This window comes from Streptomyces sp. NPDC002868 (assembly GCF_055563295.1).
In genome coordinates this window covers 138,832-154,463 of the sequence record NZ_JBVHDR010000010.1, presented here as the reverse complement: position 1 = coordinate 154,463, position 15,632 = coordinate 138,832, and the positions used below count along the sequence as shown (strand labels likewise).

Below are 15,632 nucleotides of genomic sequence, written 5' to 3'. Positions count from 1 at the left end.
AGCATCTCCCCGATCTTGTTGTTGCAGGTAAGGCCGCGAACATACCTTTCCGCTTGCGAAAATTCGGCTCGATACACTCGTCGAATGTCGACGGGTCACGATGCGCGCTGGGAGCGGCACAACCTTGAGCGACAGAATTGAATTTTCGCCGCTGCGGTCGAACTGCTCGAGGAAGGACCGGCGGACGCAGAGATTCCTGTCAAGCATATCGCAGAACCGGCCGGCCTCGCCAAGTCAGGGCTTCGGCGTGAAGTCGTGATGTCTGCATCCAGGCTATGCGGCGCCATCTCTGACATCGAACAGCGAGTATGCACACGCGTGTCCAGCGACAACTGTGGTTGTGATGTGCCAACTATCGTGGTGAGTCACAAGGACGCTAACGCCGCACTCGCGGCATCCCGAGCCCGATCCAGGAGATGATCTCCCGCTGGATCTCGTTGTTGCCGCCGCCGAAGGTGAAGATCACGGCGGAGCGGTAGCCGCGCTCCAGCTCGCCGTGGAGGACGGCGCCGGCCGAGCCCTCCTTGAGGGGGCCCGCCGCGCCGACGACCTCCATCAGCCAGGCGTACGCGTCGCGGCGCGCTTCGGAGCCGTACACCTTGACGGCGGATGCGTCCTGCGGGGTGAGCGTGCCTGCCTGGACGGCGCCGACCATCTGCCAGTTGAGCAGCTTCATCGCATCCAGCTTGGTGTGGGTCCGCGCGAGGCGCCCTCGCACCCAGCCGAGGTCGATGACCCGGCGGCCGTCGGCGAGCTTGGTGTCGGCGGCCCAGCGCTGGACGTTCTGGAGGGCCCGGATGGCCATGGTGCCGTGGGCGGCGAGGGTGACGCGCTCGTGGTTGAGCTGATTGGTGATCAGTCGCCAGCCCTTGTTCTCCTGACCGACGCGGCGGGAGGCGGGGACACGGATGTTCTCGTAGTAGCTGGCGGTGGTGTCGTGCGAGGCGAGGGTGTTGATGATGGTGCAGGAGTAGCCGGGGTCGGAGGTCGGCACCAGCAGCATGGTGATGCCCTTGTGGGGCGGGGCTTCGGGGTCGGTGCGCACAGCGAGCCAGACCCAGTCGGCGGTGTCGCCGTTGGTGGTCCAGATCTTCTGGCCGTTGACGGTGTACGTGCCGTTGTCCTCGTCGCCCTCGCGCACGGCGCGGGTCTTGAGGGCCGCGAGGTCGGTGCCCGCGTCGGGTTCGCTGTAGCCGATCGCGAAGTCGATCTCGCCGGAGAGGATCTTCGGCAGGAAGTATGCCTTCTGCTCCTCCGTGCCGAACTGCATGATCGTCGGGCCGACGGTGTTGAGGGCCATCAGCGGCAGCGGTACGCCGGCCTGGGCGGCCTCGTCGAAGAAGATGAACTGCTCCATGGGGCTGAGGCCGCGGCCGCCGTACTCCTTGGGCCAGCCGACACCGAGCCAGCCGTCGGTGCCGAGGCGGCGCACGGTCTCGCGGTAGAAGCGCTTCTGCTCGCCCGGGTCGGCGTACCGGGTGTAGACGTTGTCCGGCACGAGTTCGGCGAAGTACGTGCGCAGCTCGGCCCGCAACTGCTGCTGCTCAGGCGTGTATTCGAGGTGCACGGCCCCTCCAGGAGTCTCGCGATCCGTCCCATGCGCGGCGGCGCACACAGTAGAACGTGTTGCAAGAATCTGGAAGGGCCGGGGTAATCAAGCCCGTCCCGCAGAACCGGACGGTCACCCCACCGACTGGTAAAGCGCGTCGATCAGAGCCATCTTGCGCGGGTCGTCGGCGATGTGCGGGCCCATGCGGTTCATGACGTAGCCCATGCTGATGCCCGCCTCCGGGTCGGCGAGGCCGCACGAGCCGCCGAAGCCGTCATGGCCCAGCGCGCGGGTGTTGGGGCCGTACGAGCCGTTCTCGCCGCTCAGCCAGAGGCCGAGCGCCACCTCCGTGTCGTTCTTGAAGCCCGCGCCGAGTACCAGGTCCCGGCAGCGGCCCTGGCCCTCGCGGACGCGCTCGGCGGCCCCCGGGGACAGCACGCGTCGGCCGGCGAACTCTCCGCGTCCGGCGAGGATTCCGTACAGCGCGGCGACCGCACGGGCGGTGCCGTGGCCGTTGGCGGCGGGGATCTCGGCCGCGCGCCACGCGGGGGTGTTGGCGTCGGCCGCACCGAGAATCGGATTGACGAGGGCCGCCAGGGCGACCGGCTGCAACTGGGCGAAGATCGCGGCCTGTTCGCTGCTCGCCGCGGCCGGCGGATGGACCAGCTCGGCGGCGCGCCCGGCCTCCTTCTCCGGCAGCCCGATGGTGAAGTCGATGCCGAGCGGTCCGGTGATCTCCTGCTGCAGGAACTCCCCGGGCAGCTGTCCGGTGATCCGCCGGACGACCTCTCCGACCAGGAACCCGTAGGTGAAGGCGTGGTAGCCGGAGCGGGTGCCCGGCTCCCACCACGGCTCGGTGGCCGCGAGGCGTGCGGTGGTCAGCTCCCAGTCGTAGAGCTGGTCGATGCTGTGCGGCTCGCGCAGCCCTGCCAGGCCCGCGCGGTGCGACAGCAGATGACGTACGGGAATGGCCTCTTTGCCGGCCGCGGCGAACTCCGGCCAGTAGGTGGCGACGGGGGCGTCCAGATCGAGCAGCCCCCGGTCGGCGAGCAGATGCGCGCACAGGGCGGTGGGGCCCTTGGTCGTCGACCACACATTGACCAGCGTCTCCCGCTCCCACGGGCGGGTGCGCGCCTCGTCGGCCCAGCCGCCCCACAGGTCGACGACGCTCTCTCCGTCGAGGAACACGGTCACGGCCGCGCCGAGTTCGCCGCGGGCGCGGAAGTTCTCCTCGAAGGCGGTGCGCACCGCCTCGAAGCGTTCGTCGCAGTGGCCTGCGATCTGTGGTGCGTGCTCTGACATCGGGGCCTCCGTCGCCTCGGACCGGGTGTCCGGCCTACCGGTATCCGGCTCACCCAGGAACGTACCGACTGGTCGGACTGGCGGGAAGAGCCCGAACACAAGGCGCGCCTGAAGGAGCCGTCGTCGCGTGAGCGAGGATGGACCGAGGAGATCCACACCCCGGAAGGAACACCGATGGCCCTCGACGACTCCGTACTGCTGCGCACCGAGGGCCGCGCGGGGTACATCACTCTCAACCGTCCCCGTGCTCTCAACGCCCTCACCCACCCGATGGTCCGCACCATCGACGCGGCGCTCGCACAGTGGGAGCAGGACGAATCCGTCGCGGTCGTGGTTGTCTCCGGAGCCGGTGAACGGGGGCTCTGTGCGGGCGGCGACATCCGGGCCATTCACGCGGACGCGCTGGCGGGCAAAAACGCGTCGTTCGACTTCTGGCGGGACGAGTACCGCCTCAACGCCCGTATCGCCCGCTACTCCAAGCCCTATGTCGCCCTCATGGACGGCATCGTCATGGGCGGCGGGGTCGGCGTCTCCGCGCACGGCGACGTACGCGTCGTCACCGAGCGCTCCGCCGTCGCCATGCCGGAGACGGGCATCGGCTTCGTGCCGGACGTAGGTGGTACGCATCTGCTCGCGCAGGCTCCCGGGGAGCTCGGCACTCATCTCGCGCTCACCGGCACGGCGGTGGGCGCGGCCGACGCACTGCTGTGCGGGCTCGCCGATCACTTCATACCGTCGAGCCGGCTGGCGGAGCTCACCGCGTTGCTCGCCGGACTGGACGTGGCCGAGGCGGTGCGGCGGTGCGCGGAGGCCGCGCCCGAAGGAGAACTGGCCCGGCACCGCGAGTGGATTGACGACTGTTACGCCGCCGGATCCGTGGAGGAGATCCTCGGCCGGCTGCTCGACTGCGGCGAGCCGGCGGCGAAAGAGGCCGCCGGGACGATCCTCACCCGGTCCCCCACCTCGCTGAAGGTGACGCTCGCCGCGCTGCGCCGGGCCCGGCGGCTGGGAGTGCTGGAGCCGGTGCTCGACCAGGAGTACCGCGTCTCGTGTGCGGCCCTCTCGTCGCCCGATCTGGTGGAGGGCGTACGGGCGCAGGTCATCGACAAGGACCGCAGGCCACGTTGGTCGCCCGCGGAGCTGTCGGAGGTGACGGACGCGGATGTGGCCCGGTTCTTCGCGCCCCTCGGGAACGGCGAATTGAGGGCCTCCAGCTCGACCGGGTGAACGTCTGCGGTGGTTCCCGATCACGCCTGATCGTGCGGCCCCGCTCTGCTCAGACTTCCGGGCGGAGCAGCAACAGCGCCGTGTCGTCGCTGCGTTGACGGCTGCGCGTCGCGTGGCGGATCAGACTGTCGGCCAGCGCTTCGAGCGGCTGGTCGGCGGTGCTTGCCAGCAGTGCGGCCAGGTCCGCCAGGGCGTCGTCGATGTCGACGCCGGGCACCTCGATCAGACCGTCCGTGTACAGGACCAGTACGGATCCCGGGGGCAGCGGCACCGCCGTGGTGGGGTAGGCGGCCAACCGGTCGACGCCGAGCAGCGGGCCGCCTGCCAGATCCAGGATGTGGACCCGGCCGTCCGGATCGCGGAGCAGCGGCTGGGGGTGTCCGGCGCGGGCCAGCAGGCCGCGGCCCGCCAGCCGGTCGAGATGCAGATAGACGCAGCTGGCCAGCAGATCCACGTTCAGGTCGATCAGCAGCCGGTTGGTGCTCTCCATGACCTGGCCCGGCGGCTGGCCGACCGCCGTGTAGGCGCGGACGGCAGTGCGGACCTGGCCCATCAGCCCGGCGGCGGTGACGTTGTGGCCCTGCACATCTCCGATGACCGCGTCGCCGGTGCGCATCAGGTCGTAGAAGTCGCCGCCGATGTCCATGCCCTGGGTGCCGGGCAGATAGCGCGCGGCGACCTCCAGGCCGGGCAGGGTGGGCAGGGAGTGCGGCAGCAGGGCGGACTGGAGGCCGTGGGCCAGCCGGTGTTTGGTGTCGTAGAGCCGGGCCCGTTCAAGTGCCTGAGCGATGAGGCCGCCGAGGCTGGTGAGGACGGCGCGCTCGTCGGTGGAGAAGTGGTGCGGCTCCGAGTAACTGAGTACGCAGGTGCCTACGGGCCGTCCGGAGGCGATCAGCGGCAGATAGGCCCAGGCGGCCATGCCGTCACGGGTCGCGTAGCGCGCGGGATAGATGTGCTCCAGCTGTTCGCGCGACTCGAAGAAGGACGGCACTCCGGTCGCGAGCGCCTGGGCGCCGGGCGTCTGGGCGGCCAGGGGCATGCCGTCGAACCGGTCGACGACCTCCGGGTTCTGGTAGCCGCGCTGGCCCAGGACGCGCAGCCGCCCGGCGTCGGACGCAAGCATGATCAGCGCGCGGCTCCCGACGGCCGGCATGATTTCGTCCGCGACCAGCTCGATCACGTCGGACACGCCGACGGCCTCGGTCAGCGCGCTGGCCAGGTTGAGGATGTGGGATATCGCCACCAGGCCCGCGGGTTGCTGCGACGGTGCGTCGTGGGGCATCTCCTGGACGGTTCCGCGGGCCGGGGTGATGTGCACGCTGATGCCGCTTCTGCTGGGGTGGAAGCGGAACATCAGCCAGTCCTGCGGCGGGCGCAGCGCCACGAAGGACGTGGCGTGCTGGCTGATCAGAGCCGCCCGGTAGCGGTCTTCGTACACCGGGTCGTTCAGCCACGGCAGGGCCGACCACAGCAGGTTGCCCAGCAGCCCCGACGAGGGGAGGCCGAGCAGTTCACCGGCCGCGGGGTTGGCGTAGGTCACGTGTCCGTTCACGTCCAGGGAGCACATGCCGTCCGGCACCCGCGCCAGCATGTGCACGGCCTCGACCGCGCCGCTCGTCCCGGTCATGGCGGCGGGCCCCAGGAAGTCTGCCTCTGGGACGACGGGGCGGCCCTGCTGCGCGGCGCGCGCCAGCCGCAGGGCGAGGCGGTCGCAGGCGGCGGTGAGACGGCCGACTTCGCCGGCGGATATCTCGGGCGGATGGGAGCCGGGCCAGGTGACGAAGACGGCGCCGTACGCGGTGTCGGCGGTCGCGATGGGCAGGGCGGCGAGGGCGAAGGGATAGGGCAGGACCACCGCGATGCGTGGATAGCGGCGGGCCATGTCCTCCTCGCCGGAGACCCAGATCAGCTGCCGCTCACGCGTCGCCTCGGCGACGGGGATGGGCGAGCCGATCGAGACGCGTTCCCAGGGCGCGGCGAAGGCGCGGGGCAGCCCGGCCATGACGGCCATCTCGAGGACCTGCCCGTCGTGCGCGAGCAGGTAGACGGCTCCGGAGTGGGCCTGGACGTCGTCCATCATCCCGGCGAGCGCGAGCGACAGGAGAGGGTGGGAGCCCTCGCCCCCGCCGTCCGGTTCTACGGCTTCTGCGGCCCCTGAGGCGAGCGGATCGGACAAGGGGAATCACCTCCTCCGCAGCGCTCACGACCTAGGCTGCCCGCTGCGGGGGCTTCCCGCACGGCGAGCTGGGGCACCCGGTCCGTCCCTGTACAGCCATGCCTCGCCGGGTCGCGGGAGCGGGGGCACAACGGGGCCGCGCAGCCGGCCCCATCGGGTGCGCGGCCGGCCCCACACCCCCGCCGGGTGCGAGGCCGGCTGCGCGCAAGCAGGTGTGTCTAGGCCGCCCGGCCCACCCCCGCTCCCTCCGCCGCTATGCGGACCTCGGTACGTTGCGTCACGCCGCCCACCGTCACCGCCAGCGTGACCGTCCCCGGTCGCAGGGCCGTCAGCCGGCCCGTCGTCGGGTCGAACGCCGCCGCGTGGCGGTGGCGGGCGTTCTCCGGGGCACCGATGTACAGATTCGGCGAGCCCGTCCAGTCCGCGCTCAGCGGGAAAGCCACCGGAACCCTGCGCGCACCCTGAGTGACCGTCGCGTCGGCATCCTCGCTGTCGCCGGGGCGCAGTACCGCGGGCGCGTCCAGGGTGAGACCGTCGACATGTGCGCGGGTCTGGACGGAGACCCAGTCCGGGCCGCCCTCCCACGGCCTGGCACGGCCCGCCGCCTGCTCGCCCCGCGAGACCTTGTCGACGCCGACCAGCGACCAGCCGGTGAAGCCGCCCTCGTCCGCCGGGCCCGCCGGATTCTTGCCCGAGTTGCCGTTGATCAGATACGGCACGCCGTCCACGTGCTCGGCGTGGAAGACGCCGACATGGCTACCGATGAGCCCCGCACCCTTGCCCGTCGTACGGCGGAACTCCGCGAGCCACTGCTCGATCAGCGCCGCCTCCTTGCGGTCGCTCAGCTGGCTGCCCTTCTGGACGGTCGGGTCGCGCGGCGGCACGTGCTCGACGACCGTCACCGAGCCGATGTCCGGGTCCTTCGCCGCCGCGTCGAGCTGCGCCCGCACCTCCTTGATCTGGTCGAAGCCGGCGCCGCGCAGGGTCAGGCTCGACGTGTCCAGCGTCAGAAAGCGCGTGCCGCGATGGTCGAACGTACGGTGCGCGGGGCCGAATTCGGTGATGAAGTTGTCGATCTTCCCGCCCATCACCTCATGGTTGCCGGGCACGTAGTACCAGGGCAGCTCGTCCCCCAGCTCCTCGGTCAGCACGCGCCGCGCGAACGCGAGGTCCGCGGGCGAACCCTCGTCGACCAGGTCGCCGTTGACGACGACGAAGTCGGGCCGTGCGGCCTTGATCTCGCGCAGCGTCCGCCGCGCCTGTGCCACGATCGCGCTGTCGGGGTCGCGGGCGACGAACTGTGCGTCGGACATGACCGCGAACTGCCAGTCCCTGCCCTCGGTTTCGGCCGCGGGGTCGATCAGCGGATCGGCCGTACGCGGCTGTTCGGGCAGGTCGACGGTCGGCGGCAGCTGCGCGGCGAGGCCGTCGATCACGATCTTGCCGGTGTACTGCCTGGCGGCAGCGGTCTCGGCCAGATAGAAGCGGTGGACCGACAGCGGCATCGCGGCCCCGGGCGGGACGGCGAAAGTCACCTGCCGCCAGCCGGTCCAGGTGACGTACGGGCCGCGCAGCAGTTGGTCGGATCCGGCCGCGTCCTTGAGGTGCAGCGTCGGCCACGCGCCCTTCCCGTCGCCCTTGATCCAGAGCGTGAAGGACTGTGGCTGGCCCGGGACGGCGATCTGCCGCGGCGGGTTGGCGTACGCGGCGCGGGTCGCGGTCGACTGCGTGAAGTCGTAGGTGAGCTCCAGGCCGGTGCCGCTCTGCCCGTCGGGCGTGGCCGCGACCGAACCGCTCGCGCGGGCCTGGCTGAAGGTCCAGGACGCCGCGTCGTCGAAGGCCGACACCGGCTGCTCGGCGAGGCCGACGCTGACGGCGAGGACGGTGGTGACGCCGGCGACGGTCGCCGTGATCCGCCCGGCGCCGCCGCCCGTACGGGAAGTGACGGTGAAGGAGCCCCGGCCGTCGTCGCTTATGTCGAACAGCGTGTGGTCGTAGGCGAGTTGCACATCGCCGGGTTCCACGGGCGCGCTGTTGCCCTGCGCGTCGAGGCCGAGGATGCCGAACGTGCCGGTGGCGCTCACGTCCGCGAGGCCGACACGCCGGGTGGTCGGCTCGATCCAGGCAAGGTCGTCGAGGACGGTCAGCTCGGTGCTGCCGTGGGCGCCGGCGCGTTCGGCACGGATCTCGGTGGTGCCGCTGTGCCGAGCCCGGAACACGCCGTGGCCGTCGACCCGGCCCACCGAGGGCCGTACGGCACGCCAGTGCGGGGTTCCCGCAGCCGGTCCGTACGTCTCGTCGTACCCGGCGGCGGTGAGCCGACGGGTCAGTCCGGGGAACACCCGCTCGGGGTGGCCGCCCTTGACCGGGTCGGCGGTGGGGGCGCCACCGGCGGGGGTGCGGGTCTCGACCCAGAAGCCGCGCAGCCGTCCGCTGCCGTCGGGCGCGGTGAGCGCGAGACCGTTGGGGACCGTGCGCTCACTGCCGTCGGAGGGGCTGTTCTCCACCTGGAGGGCGTCGCTGCCGGGCTCGCGCGCGAGAAGCGTCGACGATCCGCCGCCGTCGAGGTTGAGCGCGCTGTGCGCGCCGGCCTGCTTCATCATCAGGCCGAGCTCGGTGAGGGTGACGCCGCCGCTGTCGGCCTGCCTGCCGTCGACGGTGATGACCTGCATCGCGCTGCCGTCCTTGGAGAAGCCGACGGCGGTGCGGGGGGCGGCGGTGTTGTTGCCCTCGCCCTCGTGGTTCTGGGGTACGCCGTCGACGACGAGGAGTTCACGGCCGCCGACCGCGGTGCGCGGGACGGGGCCGCTGTCGGTGCGCGGCCGGTACTCCAGGGACACCGGGTCGCCGGGGCGCAGCGCGGCGAGGAGTCCGGCGCCGGCCTCCCGTCCGACCAGGACGGTGGTGTCCGGAGCGATCGGCCCGGTGCCGGGCCTGCCCGTGACCGCGACGATTTTGGCGTCCCGTACGAGCGCCTCGGCGACGGGAGTTGCGGCGTCCACGGTCAGGGCACGGTCGGCGGTTCCCCAGGCCGCGTTGTACGCGCCGATGCCGCCGGCCGGAACGTTCGCGGCGTTGTACGCGGTCAGCGGGTGCGTTCCCGATGGCAGCGTCAGGGTGCCGTCGAAGTAGAGCTGCAGGACGCGTCCCGCGCTCCCGGGGCCGATGCCGACGGCTCGGTTGGCGCCGGTGGCCGGCGAGTGGGTGACCTTGCCGTCCTTGATGCCGGGGCCCTGCGGAGCGCCGGTCTGGTTGATGTCGAAGAAGTCGGCGTTGATGGCGGCGACGGTGCGCCGGCCGGGTCCGGCGTCGTGACCGGCGGCGAGTTCGGAGACGGTACGGCGGTCGGCAACCTTGCCCGAGGAGAGGTAGTCGGCCTGTGCCCCGCTGCCGTCGAGTTCGACGGAGAGTGCGTCGACCCGCAGCCACTTGTTGGATTCGAGCCGGTCGTACGAGGTGAGGCGGACACCCGGGGCGATCGGCCGGGAGCTGCGCGCGGTCTCGATGCCGTCGCCGTCGGCGATGGCTCTGGGACGTCCGGCCGGGGCGCTCGCGGGCGGCGGCGCGATCGGCCGCAGTACTTCGGACCGGTCCCGGGGCCGGGGGTCGGGGGTGGAATCGGCGACGGAGGGAGATACCGCTCCCGCCACCAGGGCGGACACCGTCGCGACCAGCACGACGGAGCGTCTTGCTCTGCCAAGGCCCACAACTACTCCTGGAATACGGCGTGTTGAGCGCGTAGTAAGCGCTGTCGGCGGACAGCATCTCGGCGCCCGGGGGGGGCGTACCAGTGGGCCGTGGGAACACCGGGAAGAACAGCGGCCGTCAGGACCGTGGACACTTCGGGGCCGTGACAGCCGTCCGACGTCCACATTCGCGAAAGAAAGCCGTAACAATTCACTATGCGAGACGATTTCCGAAACGCATTGACGTGACCGGAAGTCGCTGCCACTCTCACCGTTGTGAGTCAAGCTGACATTCTCGTATCGCGCCTGCACGTCGATCTTCGACGGCACGCCAGCGCACTCTGTGCCGCCGGCCGCTGAAACACGCGCAGCTGACTTCTTCGTCCGCGTCCGGCCCCTGCTCCAGGGGCTTCTGACGGGCTGAGCACCCCACTCTCCAGCCCTCCCGCGGTAATTATTTGGGCAGGATTTCCCCCATTCCCCTGCCAATAAATTCCCACCTCCTACCTGAATTCATCGCGCTCTTCCCGGTGAATTTCCAGGAATCTTCGCGTACCCCGAAACGGAATGACTGATGACCTCCACCAGACGCACCTTCCTTGTGCTCTCAGGACTCTCCGCGCTGGCGGCTGCGGGCTGCGGCACAGCGAGCGGCAGCGGCGTCCGCAACACCAAGACGCTCCGCTATCAGGGTTCGGCCGGCGCGGTGAACCCGGCCGAACTCGCCGCTGCCCTCGGCTATCTGGAGGACCTGAAGCTCGACTGGGTCGGCAACACCATCAGCGGCCCGCAGGACATCCAGTCCACCGCCTCCGGTCAGATCGACTTCGGGGGCGCATTCAACGGCGCGGTGGTCAAGCTCGCCTCCCGCAAAGCTCCCATCACGGCCGTCATCAGCTACTACGGCTCCGACAAGTACGCCTACAGCGGCTACTACGCCGCCGAGAAGAGCGCCATCCGCCGGCCCCGCGACCTCATCGGCAAGAAGGTCGGCATGAACACCCTCGGCGCCCACGCCGAGGCGATGCTCGACATCTACCTCAAGAAGAACGGTCTGAGCAGGGCAGAAGCCGAGCAGGTCGAGCGGATCGTCGTACCGCCCGTCAACACCGAACAGTCGCTGCGCCAGCGGCAGATCGACGTGGCCGTCCTCGGCGGCATCCTGCGCGACAAAGCGCTGCAGACGGGCGGCATACGCAAGCTCTTCAGCGACTTCGAGCTGCGCGGGGCCGTCAGCGCAGGCACCTATGTGCTGACCGAGCGCTTCATCGAACAGAACCCGGAGACGGTGCGGACCTTCGTCACCGGCGTGGGCAAGGCCCTGGACTGGTCCCGTACGAATCCGCACGAAGAGGTCGTCGCCAAGATGACCGAGATCGTCGCCAAGCGGAAGCGCAACGAGAGTGCCGAAGCGCTCAAGTACTGGCGCTCCTACGGTGTCTCCGCGCCCGGCGGCCGGATCGACAAGAAGGAGATTTCCGACTGGGCCGACTGGCTCACAGAGCGGGGAGACATCAAGTCCGGCCAGGTGAAGGTCCCCGACCTCTACACCAACAGGTTCAACAAGAGCGCCACGAAGGCGGGGAGTTGACCCATGACCACGCCGAAGATCAGCTTCCAGGGCATCGGCAAGACCTTCCCCGTACGCGGAAAGCAGCAGCCCGTCATCGCGCTCGACGGAATCGATCTCGACATCGCCGCCGGGGAGTTCGTGGTTGTCGTCGGCCCCAGCGGCTGCGGGAAATCCACCCTGCTCGACCTGCTGGGCGGGCTCTCCGAGCCCACCTCGGGCCGGATCCTGCTCGACGGCGAACCCGTCTCGGGCCCGGGTCTGGACCGCGGCATCGTCTTCCAGCAGTACGCCCTGCTCCCCTGGCGCACCGCCCGGGGCAATGTCGAGTTCGGCCTCGAAGCCACCCGGGTGCCGCGCCGCAAACGGGCCGAGCGGGCCCGCGAGTATCTGGCGCTCGTCGGGCTCACCGGCTTCGAGGACCGCCATCCGCACGAGCTCTCCGGCGGCATGCGCCAGCGTGTCGCCATCGCCCGCAGCCTCGCCTACGACCCCGACGTGCTGTTGATGGACGAGCCGTTCGCCGCGCTCGACGCACAGACCCGGGAGTCCCTCCAGGACGAGCTGCTGCGGATCTGGCAGCGCACCGGCAAGACGATCGTGTTCATCACGCACGGCATCGACGAGGCGGTCCATCTGGGCCGGCGGGTCGCCGTGCTCACCTCCCGGCCCGGCCGGATCAAAGAGATCGTGCCGATCGACCTGGGTGACCGAAGCGCCGACGCCGATCCACGGTCCAGCCCCGAGTTTGCGCACCACCGACATCAGATCTGGAGCCTGCTGCGCGATGAGGTCAACAGGGCCCAGCAGGAGGAGCTGGAGGCCGCAACGCCATGAGCATCACCACCGAGAAGGCGCTCGTAACCGCCGTCGATGTGAGCGGCACGGCACGGCGCACCGATCCAGCACCCGCGCCCCCCGCCCGCACAAGCGCACTGCGGGCTGCCCCGCTGCGGAGCACCGGCCGGGCCCTGCTTGCCGTGTTCACCCGGACCGTCGCGATCGCGGCGCTGCTCGCTCTGTGGGAGACCGCGCCCCGCCTCGGCCTCGTCGACCGTACTTTTCTGCCACCGTTCTCCGAAGTCGCCGTCGCCTGGTGGCAGCTGCTGCTCGACGGGCAACTCGCCGAGCACGCACAGGCCAGCCTCGGGCGATCGCTCACCGGCTTCGGGTTCGCGGTCGTCGGCGCTGTACCGCTCGGCCTGCTGATCGGCTGGTACAAACCGCTCGCGGATCTCCTCGGGCCACTCCTCGAGGTCTTCCGCAACACCGCCGCACTGGCGCTGCTGCCGGTCTTCGTGCTGCTGCTCGGCATCGGGGAGACCTCGAAGATCTCCATCGTCGTCTATGCGTGCACCTGGCCGATCCTGCTGAACACCATCAGCGCCGTACGCAGCGTCGATCCGACCCTGCTGAGGCTCGCCAGGTCAATGGATCTGCCCGCCCCGCGGATCTTCCAGAAAGTGATCCTGCCCGCCTCGGTCCCGACGGTCTTCACCGGCATCCGGCTGGCCGGCGGGTTCGCCATCCTCGTCCTCGTCGCCGCCGAGATGGTGGGCGCCAAGGCCGGGCTCGGCTATCTCGTCAACGCCTCGCAGTTCAACTTCGCGATCCCCGAGATGTACGCCGGGATCATCACCATCTCCGCCATCGGCGTGATCTTCAACCAGCTGCTCGTAGCCCTGGAACGCCGCTTCACGTCCTGGCGCACCCCGACCGGAAACTGAGGATTCACCGATGCCCGCCGACACCCCACGCCAGTTCCATCTCAACGCGTTCCTGATGAACGCCGGTCATCACGATGCCGCCTGGCGCCATCCGCGCACCCAGCCCGAGCGGATCACCGATCTCTCGTACTTCCAGGAGCTGGCCCGAACCGCCGAACGGGGCAGGCTGGACTCGCTGTTCCTCGCGGACGGCGTCGCTCTGTGGGGCAACGCCCGCTACAACGCGGTCGGCGGTTTCGAGCCGCTCACGCTGCTCTCTGCGCTGGCCGTCGCCACCGAGCACATCGGCCTGATCGCCACCGTCTCCACAACGTTCAACGAGCCCTTCCATGTGGCGCGCAAGTTCGCCTCGCTGGACCACATCAGCGGTGGGCGGGCCGGCTGGAACATCGTCACCTCCGGGAATGTCGCCGAGGCCAGGAACTTCGGCCTCGAGGAGCATCTGGAGCACGCGCTGCGCTACGAGCGCGCGGCCGAGTTCCTCGACGTGACCAAGGAGCTGTGGGACAGCTGGCTGGACGACGCGCCGGTGATCGACCGCGAGCGCGGCGTCTACTCCGAGGAGGGCGCCGTACGGCCGATCGAGCACCGCGGCACCCACTTCCGGGTCGACGGACCGCTCAACGTACAGCGCTCGCCCCAGGGACATCCGCTGCTGGTGCAGGCCGGGTCGTCGGAGGACGGCAAGGAGTTCGCGGCCCGGTACGCGGAGGCGGTGTTCACCGCCCAGCAGACTCTCGCCGACGGCCAGACCTTCTACAAGGACCTCAAGTCGCGGCTCGCGAAGTACGGCCGCACACCGGACCAGTTGAAGATCCTGCCCGGCATCTGCCCGATCATCGGCGGGACCGAGGCCGAGGCGCTGGCGCTGGAGGACGAGCTCACGGGGCTGCAGGTCCCGGAGTACGGGCTCCAGCAGCTGTCCGGGATGCTCGGCACGGACCTGGGCGGGCTGCCACTGGACGGACCGCTGCCCGAGCTCCCCGAGGAGCAGGACATCAACGGCAACAAGTCCCGCTTCACGCTGGTCGCCGAGCTCGCCAGGCGCGAGCAGCTCACCATCCGGCAGCTGATCGCCAGGCTCGGCGGCGGCCGCGGCCACCGGGTCTTCGCCGGTACGCCCGAGCAGATCGCGGACCAGCTGGAGCAGTGGTTCGCCGAGGGCGCGGCAGACGGCTTCAACATCATGCCGCCGTATCTGCCGGGCGGACTCGACGACTTCGTCGACCAGGTTGTCCCCCTGCTGCAGGACCGGGGGCTGTTCCGCACCGAGTACAGCGGCCGCACCCTGCGCGACCACTACGGCCTTCAGCGCCCGGCAGGCCGGCCCGGCCTGTCCCACTGATCCCCGTTCATTCACCGCCAGAGAAAGGCAGTTCCGCATGACCAGCACCGGTTTCGACATCCGCCGGATCGGCGGCCGTATCGGCGCCGAGATCCTTGGCGTCGACATCTCCACCGACCTCGACCCCGCCATCGTCACCGAGATCAACGCGGCGCTCATCGAGCACAAAGCGCTCTTCTTCCGCGACCAACAGCTCGACGACGCCGCTCAGCTACGGTTCGCCTCGCTGTTCGGCGAGCTCACCACCGCGCACCCCACGGTGCCGTCCGTCGAGGGCCAGCCGCACATCCTGCCGGTCGACGGCGACGAGGGCATCCGCGCCAACCAGTGGCACACCGACGTCACGTTCCTGCGCACCCCGCCCAAGGCGTCCACGCTGCGCAGCCTCGTGGTCCCGCCGTACGGCGGCAACACCCTGATCGCCAACTCGGCGGCCGCCTACCGGGATCTGCCCGAGGCGCTGCGCGAGCTGGCCGACCGGCTGTGGGCCGTCCACACCAACGCGTACGACTATGCCGAGCCGAAGACCGAGAAGGCCGCCGAGCACCGCAGGCAGTTCGTCTCGAGGAAGTACCGCACCGAGCACCCGGTGGTCCGTGTCCACCCCGAGTCGGGCGAGCGCGGCCTTTTCATCGGTGGCTTCGCGCAGTCTCTGGTGGGCCTGTCCCCGTCCGAGTCCCGCGACATCCTGCGGATCCTCCAGTCGTACGTGACGCGCCCGGAGAACGTCGTCCGCTGGACCTGGGCGCCGGGCGACCTGGTCCTCTTCGACAACCGCAGCACGCAGCACTACGCGCCCGACGACTACGGCGATCTGCCGCGTCTGCTGCACCGGGTGACGGTCGCGGGCGATGTCCCTGTCGGCGTCGGCGGAGGGCTGAGCCGGGTCGTCGAGGGCGACGAGGCGGCGCACTACACGCCGGCCGCGGCCTGACAACGAAGCGGGGCGGGGGGGGCGGCGCTCGACCGGCCCCCCCCCCCCCGGGGGGGGCGCCGCCCCGGGGGGGCCGCGGGCGCGCGCCCGGGGGAGTGCTGGGGGGGACGACGCGG

The 15,632-nt window shown here is 70.3% G+C and carries 11 protein-coding genes; 7 read left to right on the top strand and 4 right to left on the bottom strand.

Annotation, left to right across the window (positions count from 1 at the left end; genetic code table 11):
* Window positions 1-376 precede the first annotated feature (376 nt).
* Both ACZ3H8_RS27715 and ACZ3H8_RS27710 read right to left on the bottom strand, forming a co-directional pair.
* Window positions 377-1,567 carry an acyl-CoA dehydrogenase family protein gene (locus ACZ3H8_RS27715; RefSeq protein WP_467406402.1) on the bottom strand — a complete coding sequence of 397 codons (1,191 nt, stop codon included), beginning with the start codon at window positions 1,565-1,567 and terminating at the stop codon, window positions 377-379.
* 114 nt (window positions 1,568-1,681) lie between these two features.
* Entirely contained in the window at window positions 1,682-2,851 is a 1,170-nt protein-coding gene (locus ACZ3H8_RS27710) for a serine hydrolase domain-containing protein (protein WP_467406400.1), read from the bottom strand.
* Window positions 2,852-3,025: 174 nt separating this feature from the next.
* Here ACZ3H8_RS27710 and ACZ3H8_RS27705 point away from each other — a divergent pair, with 174 nt between their 5' ends.
* Window positions 3,026-4,078: an enoyl-CoA hydratase/isomerase family protein gene (locus ACZ3H8_RS27705; protein ID WP_467406398.1), complete on the top strand. Its 1,053-nt coding sequence runs from the start codon at window positions 3,026-3,028 to the stop codon at window positions 4,076-4,078.
* A 49-nt stretch (window positions 4,079-4,127) separates the two neighbouring features.
* Here the strand turns inward: ACZ3H8_RS27705 and ACZ3H8_RS27700 are convergent, their stop codons facing one another.
* Both ACZ3H8_RS27700 and ACZ3H8_RS27695 read right to left on the bottom strand, forming a co-directional pair.
* On the bottom strand, window positions 4,128-6,158 hold the full coding sequence (locus ACZ3H8_RS27700; RefSeq protein ID WP_467406737.1) for a PP2C family protein-serine/threonine phosphatase: 2,031 nt from the start codon (window positions 6,156-6,158) through the stop codon (window positions 4,128-4,130).
* A 314-nt stretch (window positions 6,159-6,472) separates the two neighbouring features.
* Window positions 6,473-9,928 carry a phosphodiester glycosidase family protein gene (locus ACZ3H8_RS27695; RefSeq protein WP_467406735.1) on the bottom strand — a complete coding sequence of 1,152 codons (3,456 nt, stop codon included), beginning with the start codon at window positions 9,926-9,928 and terminating at the stop codon, window positions 6,473-6,475.
* Between the two features lie 288 nt (window positions 9,929-10,216).
* Between ACZ3H8_RS27695 and ACZ3H8_RS27690 the strand changes: the two genes are divergently transcribed.
* The 6 genes from ACZ3H8_RS27690 to ACZ3H8_RS27665 all read left to right on the top strand — a co-directional run bounded on the left by ACZ3H8_RS27690 (window position 10,217) and on the right by ACZ3H8_RS27665 (window position 15,516).
* The gene (locus ACZ3H8_RS27690; protein WP_351446407.1) at window positions 10,217-10,300 is read left to right on the top strand and encodes a putative leader peptide; all 84 of its coding nucleotides are present in this window, start codon (window positions 10,217-10,219) and stop codon (window positions 10,298-10,300) included.
* A 214-nt stretch (window positions 10,301-10,514) separates the two neighbouring features.
* Complete coding sequence (locus tag ACZ3H8_RS27685; RefSeq protein ID WP_467406396.1) at window positions 10,515-11,531, top strand: ABC transporter substrate-binding protein; 1,017 nt, start codon at window positions 10,515-10,517, stop codon at window positions 11,529-11,531.
* A 3-nt stretch (window positions 11,532-11,534) separates the two neighbouring features.
* Window positions 11,535-12,347 carry an ABC transporter ATP-binding protein gene (locus tag ACZ3H8_RS27680; RefSeq protein ID WP_467406395.1) on the top strand — a complete coding sequence of 271 codons (813 nt, stop codon included), beginning with the start codon at window positions 11,535-11,537 and terminating at the stop codon, window positions 12,345-12,347.
* Window positions 12,344-13,237, top strand: coding sequence for an ABC transporter permease (locus tag ACZ3H8_RS27675; protein WP_467406392.1), 894 nt, complete (start codon window positions 12,344-12,346; stop codon window positions 13,235-13,237). Before ACZ3H8_RS27680 ends, ACZ3H8_RS27675 begins: the two co-directional genes overlap by 4 nt.
* A 10-nt stretch (window positions 13,238-13,247) precedes the next feature.
* Window positions 13,248-14,582: an LLM class flavin-dependent oxidoreductase gene (locus ACZ3H8_RS27670; RefSeq protein WP_467406391.1), complete on the top strand. Its 1,335-nt coding sequence runs from the start codon at window positions 13,248-13,250 to the stop codon at window positions 14,580-14,582.
* A gap of 37 nt (window positions 14,583-14,619) precedes the next feature.
* Complete coding sequence (locus ACZ3H8_RS27665) at window positions 14,620-15,516, top strand: TauD/TfdA dioxygenase family protein (protein ID WP_467406388.1); 897 nt, start codon at window positions 14,620-14,622, stop codon at window positions 15,514-15,516.
* The last annotated feature ends 116 nt before the right edge of the window (window positions 15,517-15,632 follow it).

Excerpts from the sequence above, each read along its gene's own strand:
- ACZ3H8_RS27710 (WP_467406400.1), bottom strand. The coding sequence starts at position 2,851 with ATGTCAGAGCACGCACCACAGATCGCAGGCCACTGCGACGAACGCTTC.
- ACZ3H8_RS27705 (WP_467406398.1), top strand. The coding sequence starts at position 3,026 with ATGGCCCTCGACGACTCCGTACTGCTGCGCACCGAGGGCCGCGCGGGG.
- ACZ3H8_RS27700 (WP_467406737.1), bottom strand. The coding sequence starts at position 6,158 with ATGATGGACGACGTCCAGGCCCACTCCGGAGCCGTCTACCTGCTCGCG.
- ACZ3H8_RS27685 (WP_467406396.1), top strand. The coding sequence starts at position 10,515 with ATGACCTCCACCAGACGCACCTTCCTTGTGCTCTCAGGACTCTCCGCG.
- ACZ3H8_RS27680 (WP_467406395.1), top strand. The coding sequence starts at position 11,535 with ATGACCACGCCGAAGATCAGCTTCCAGGGCATCGGCAAGACCTTCCCC.
- ACZ3H8_RS27675 (WP_467406392.1), top strand. The coding sequence starts at position 12,344 with ATGAGCATCACCACCGAGAAGGCGCTCGTAACCGCCGTCGATGTGAGC.
- ACZ3H8_RS27670 (WP_467406391.1), top strand. The coding sequence starts at position 13,248 with ATGCCCGCCGACACCCCACGCCAGTTCCATCTCAACGCGTTCCTGATG.
- ACZ3H8_RS27665 (WP_467406388.1), top strand. The coding sequence starts at position 14,620 with ATGACCAGCACCGGTTTCGACATCCGCCGGATCGGCGGCCGTATCGGC.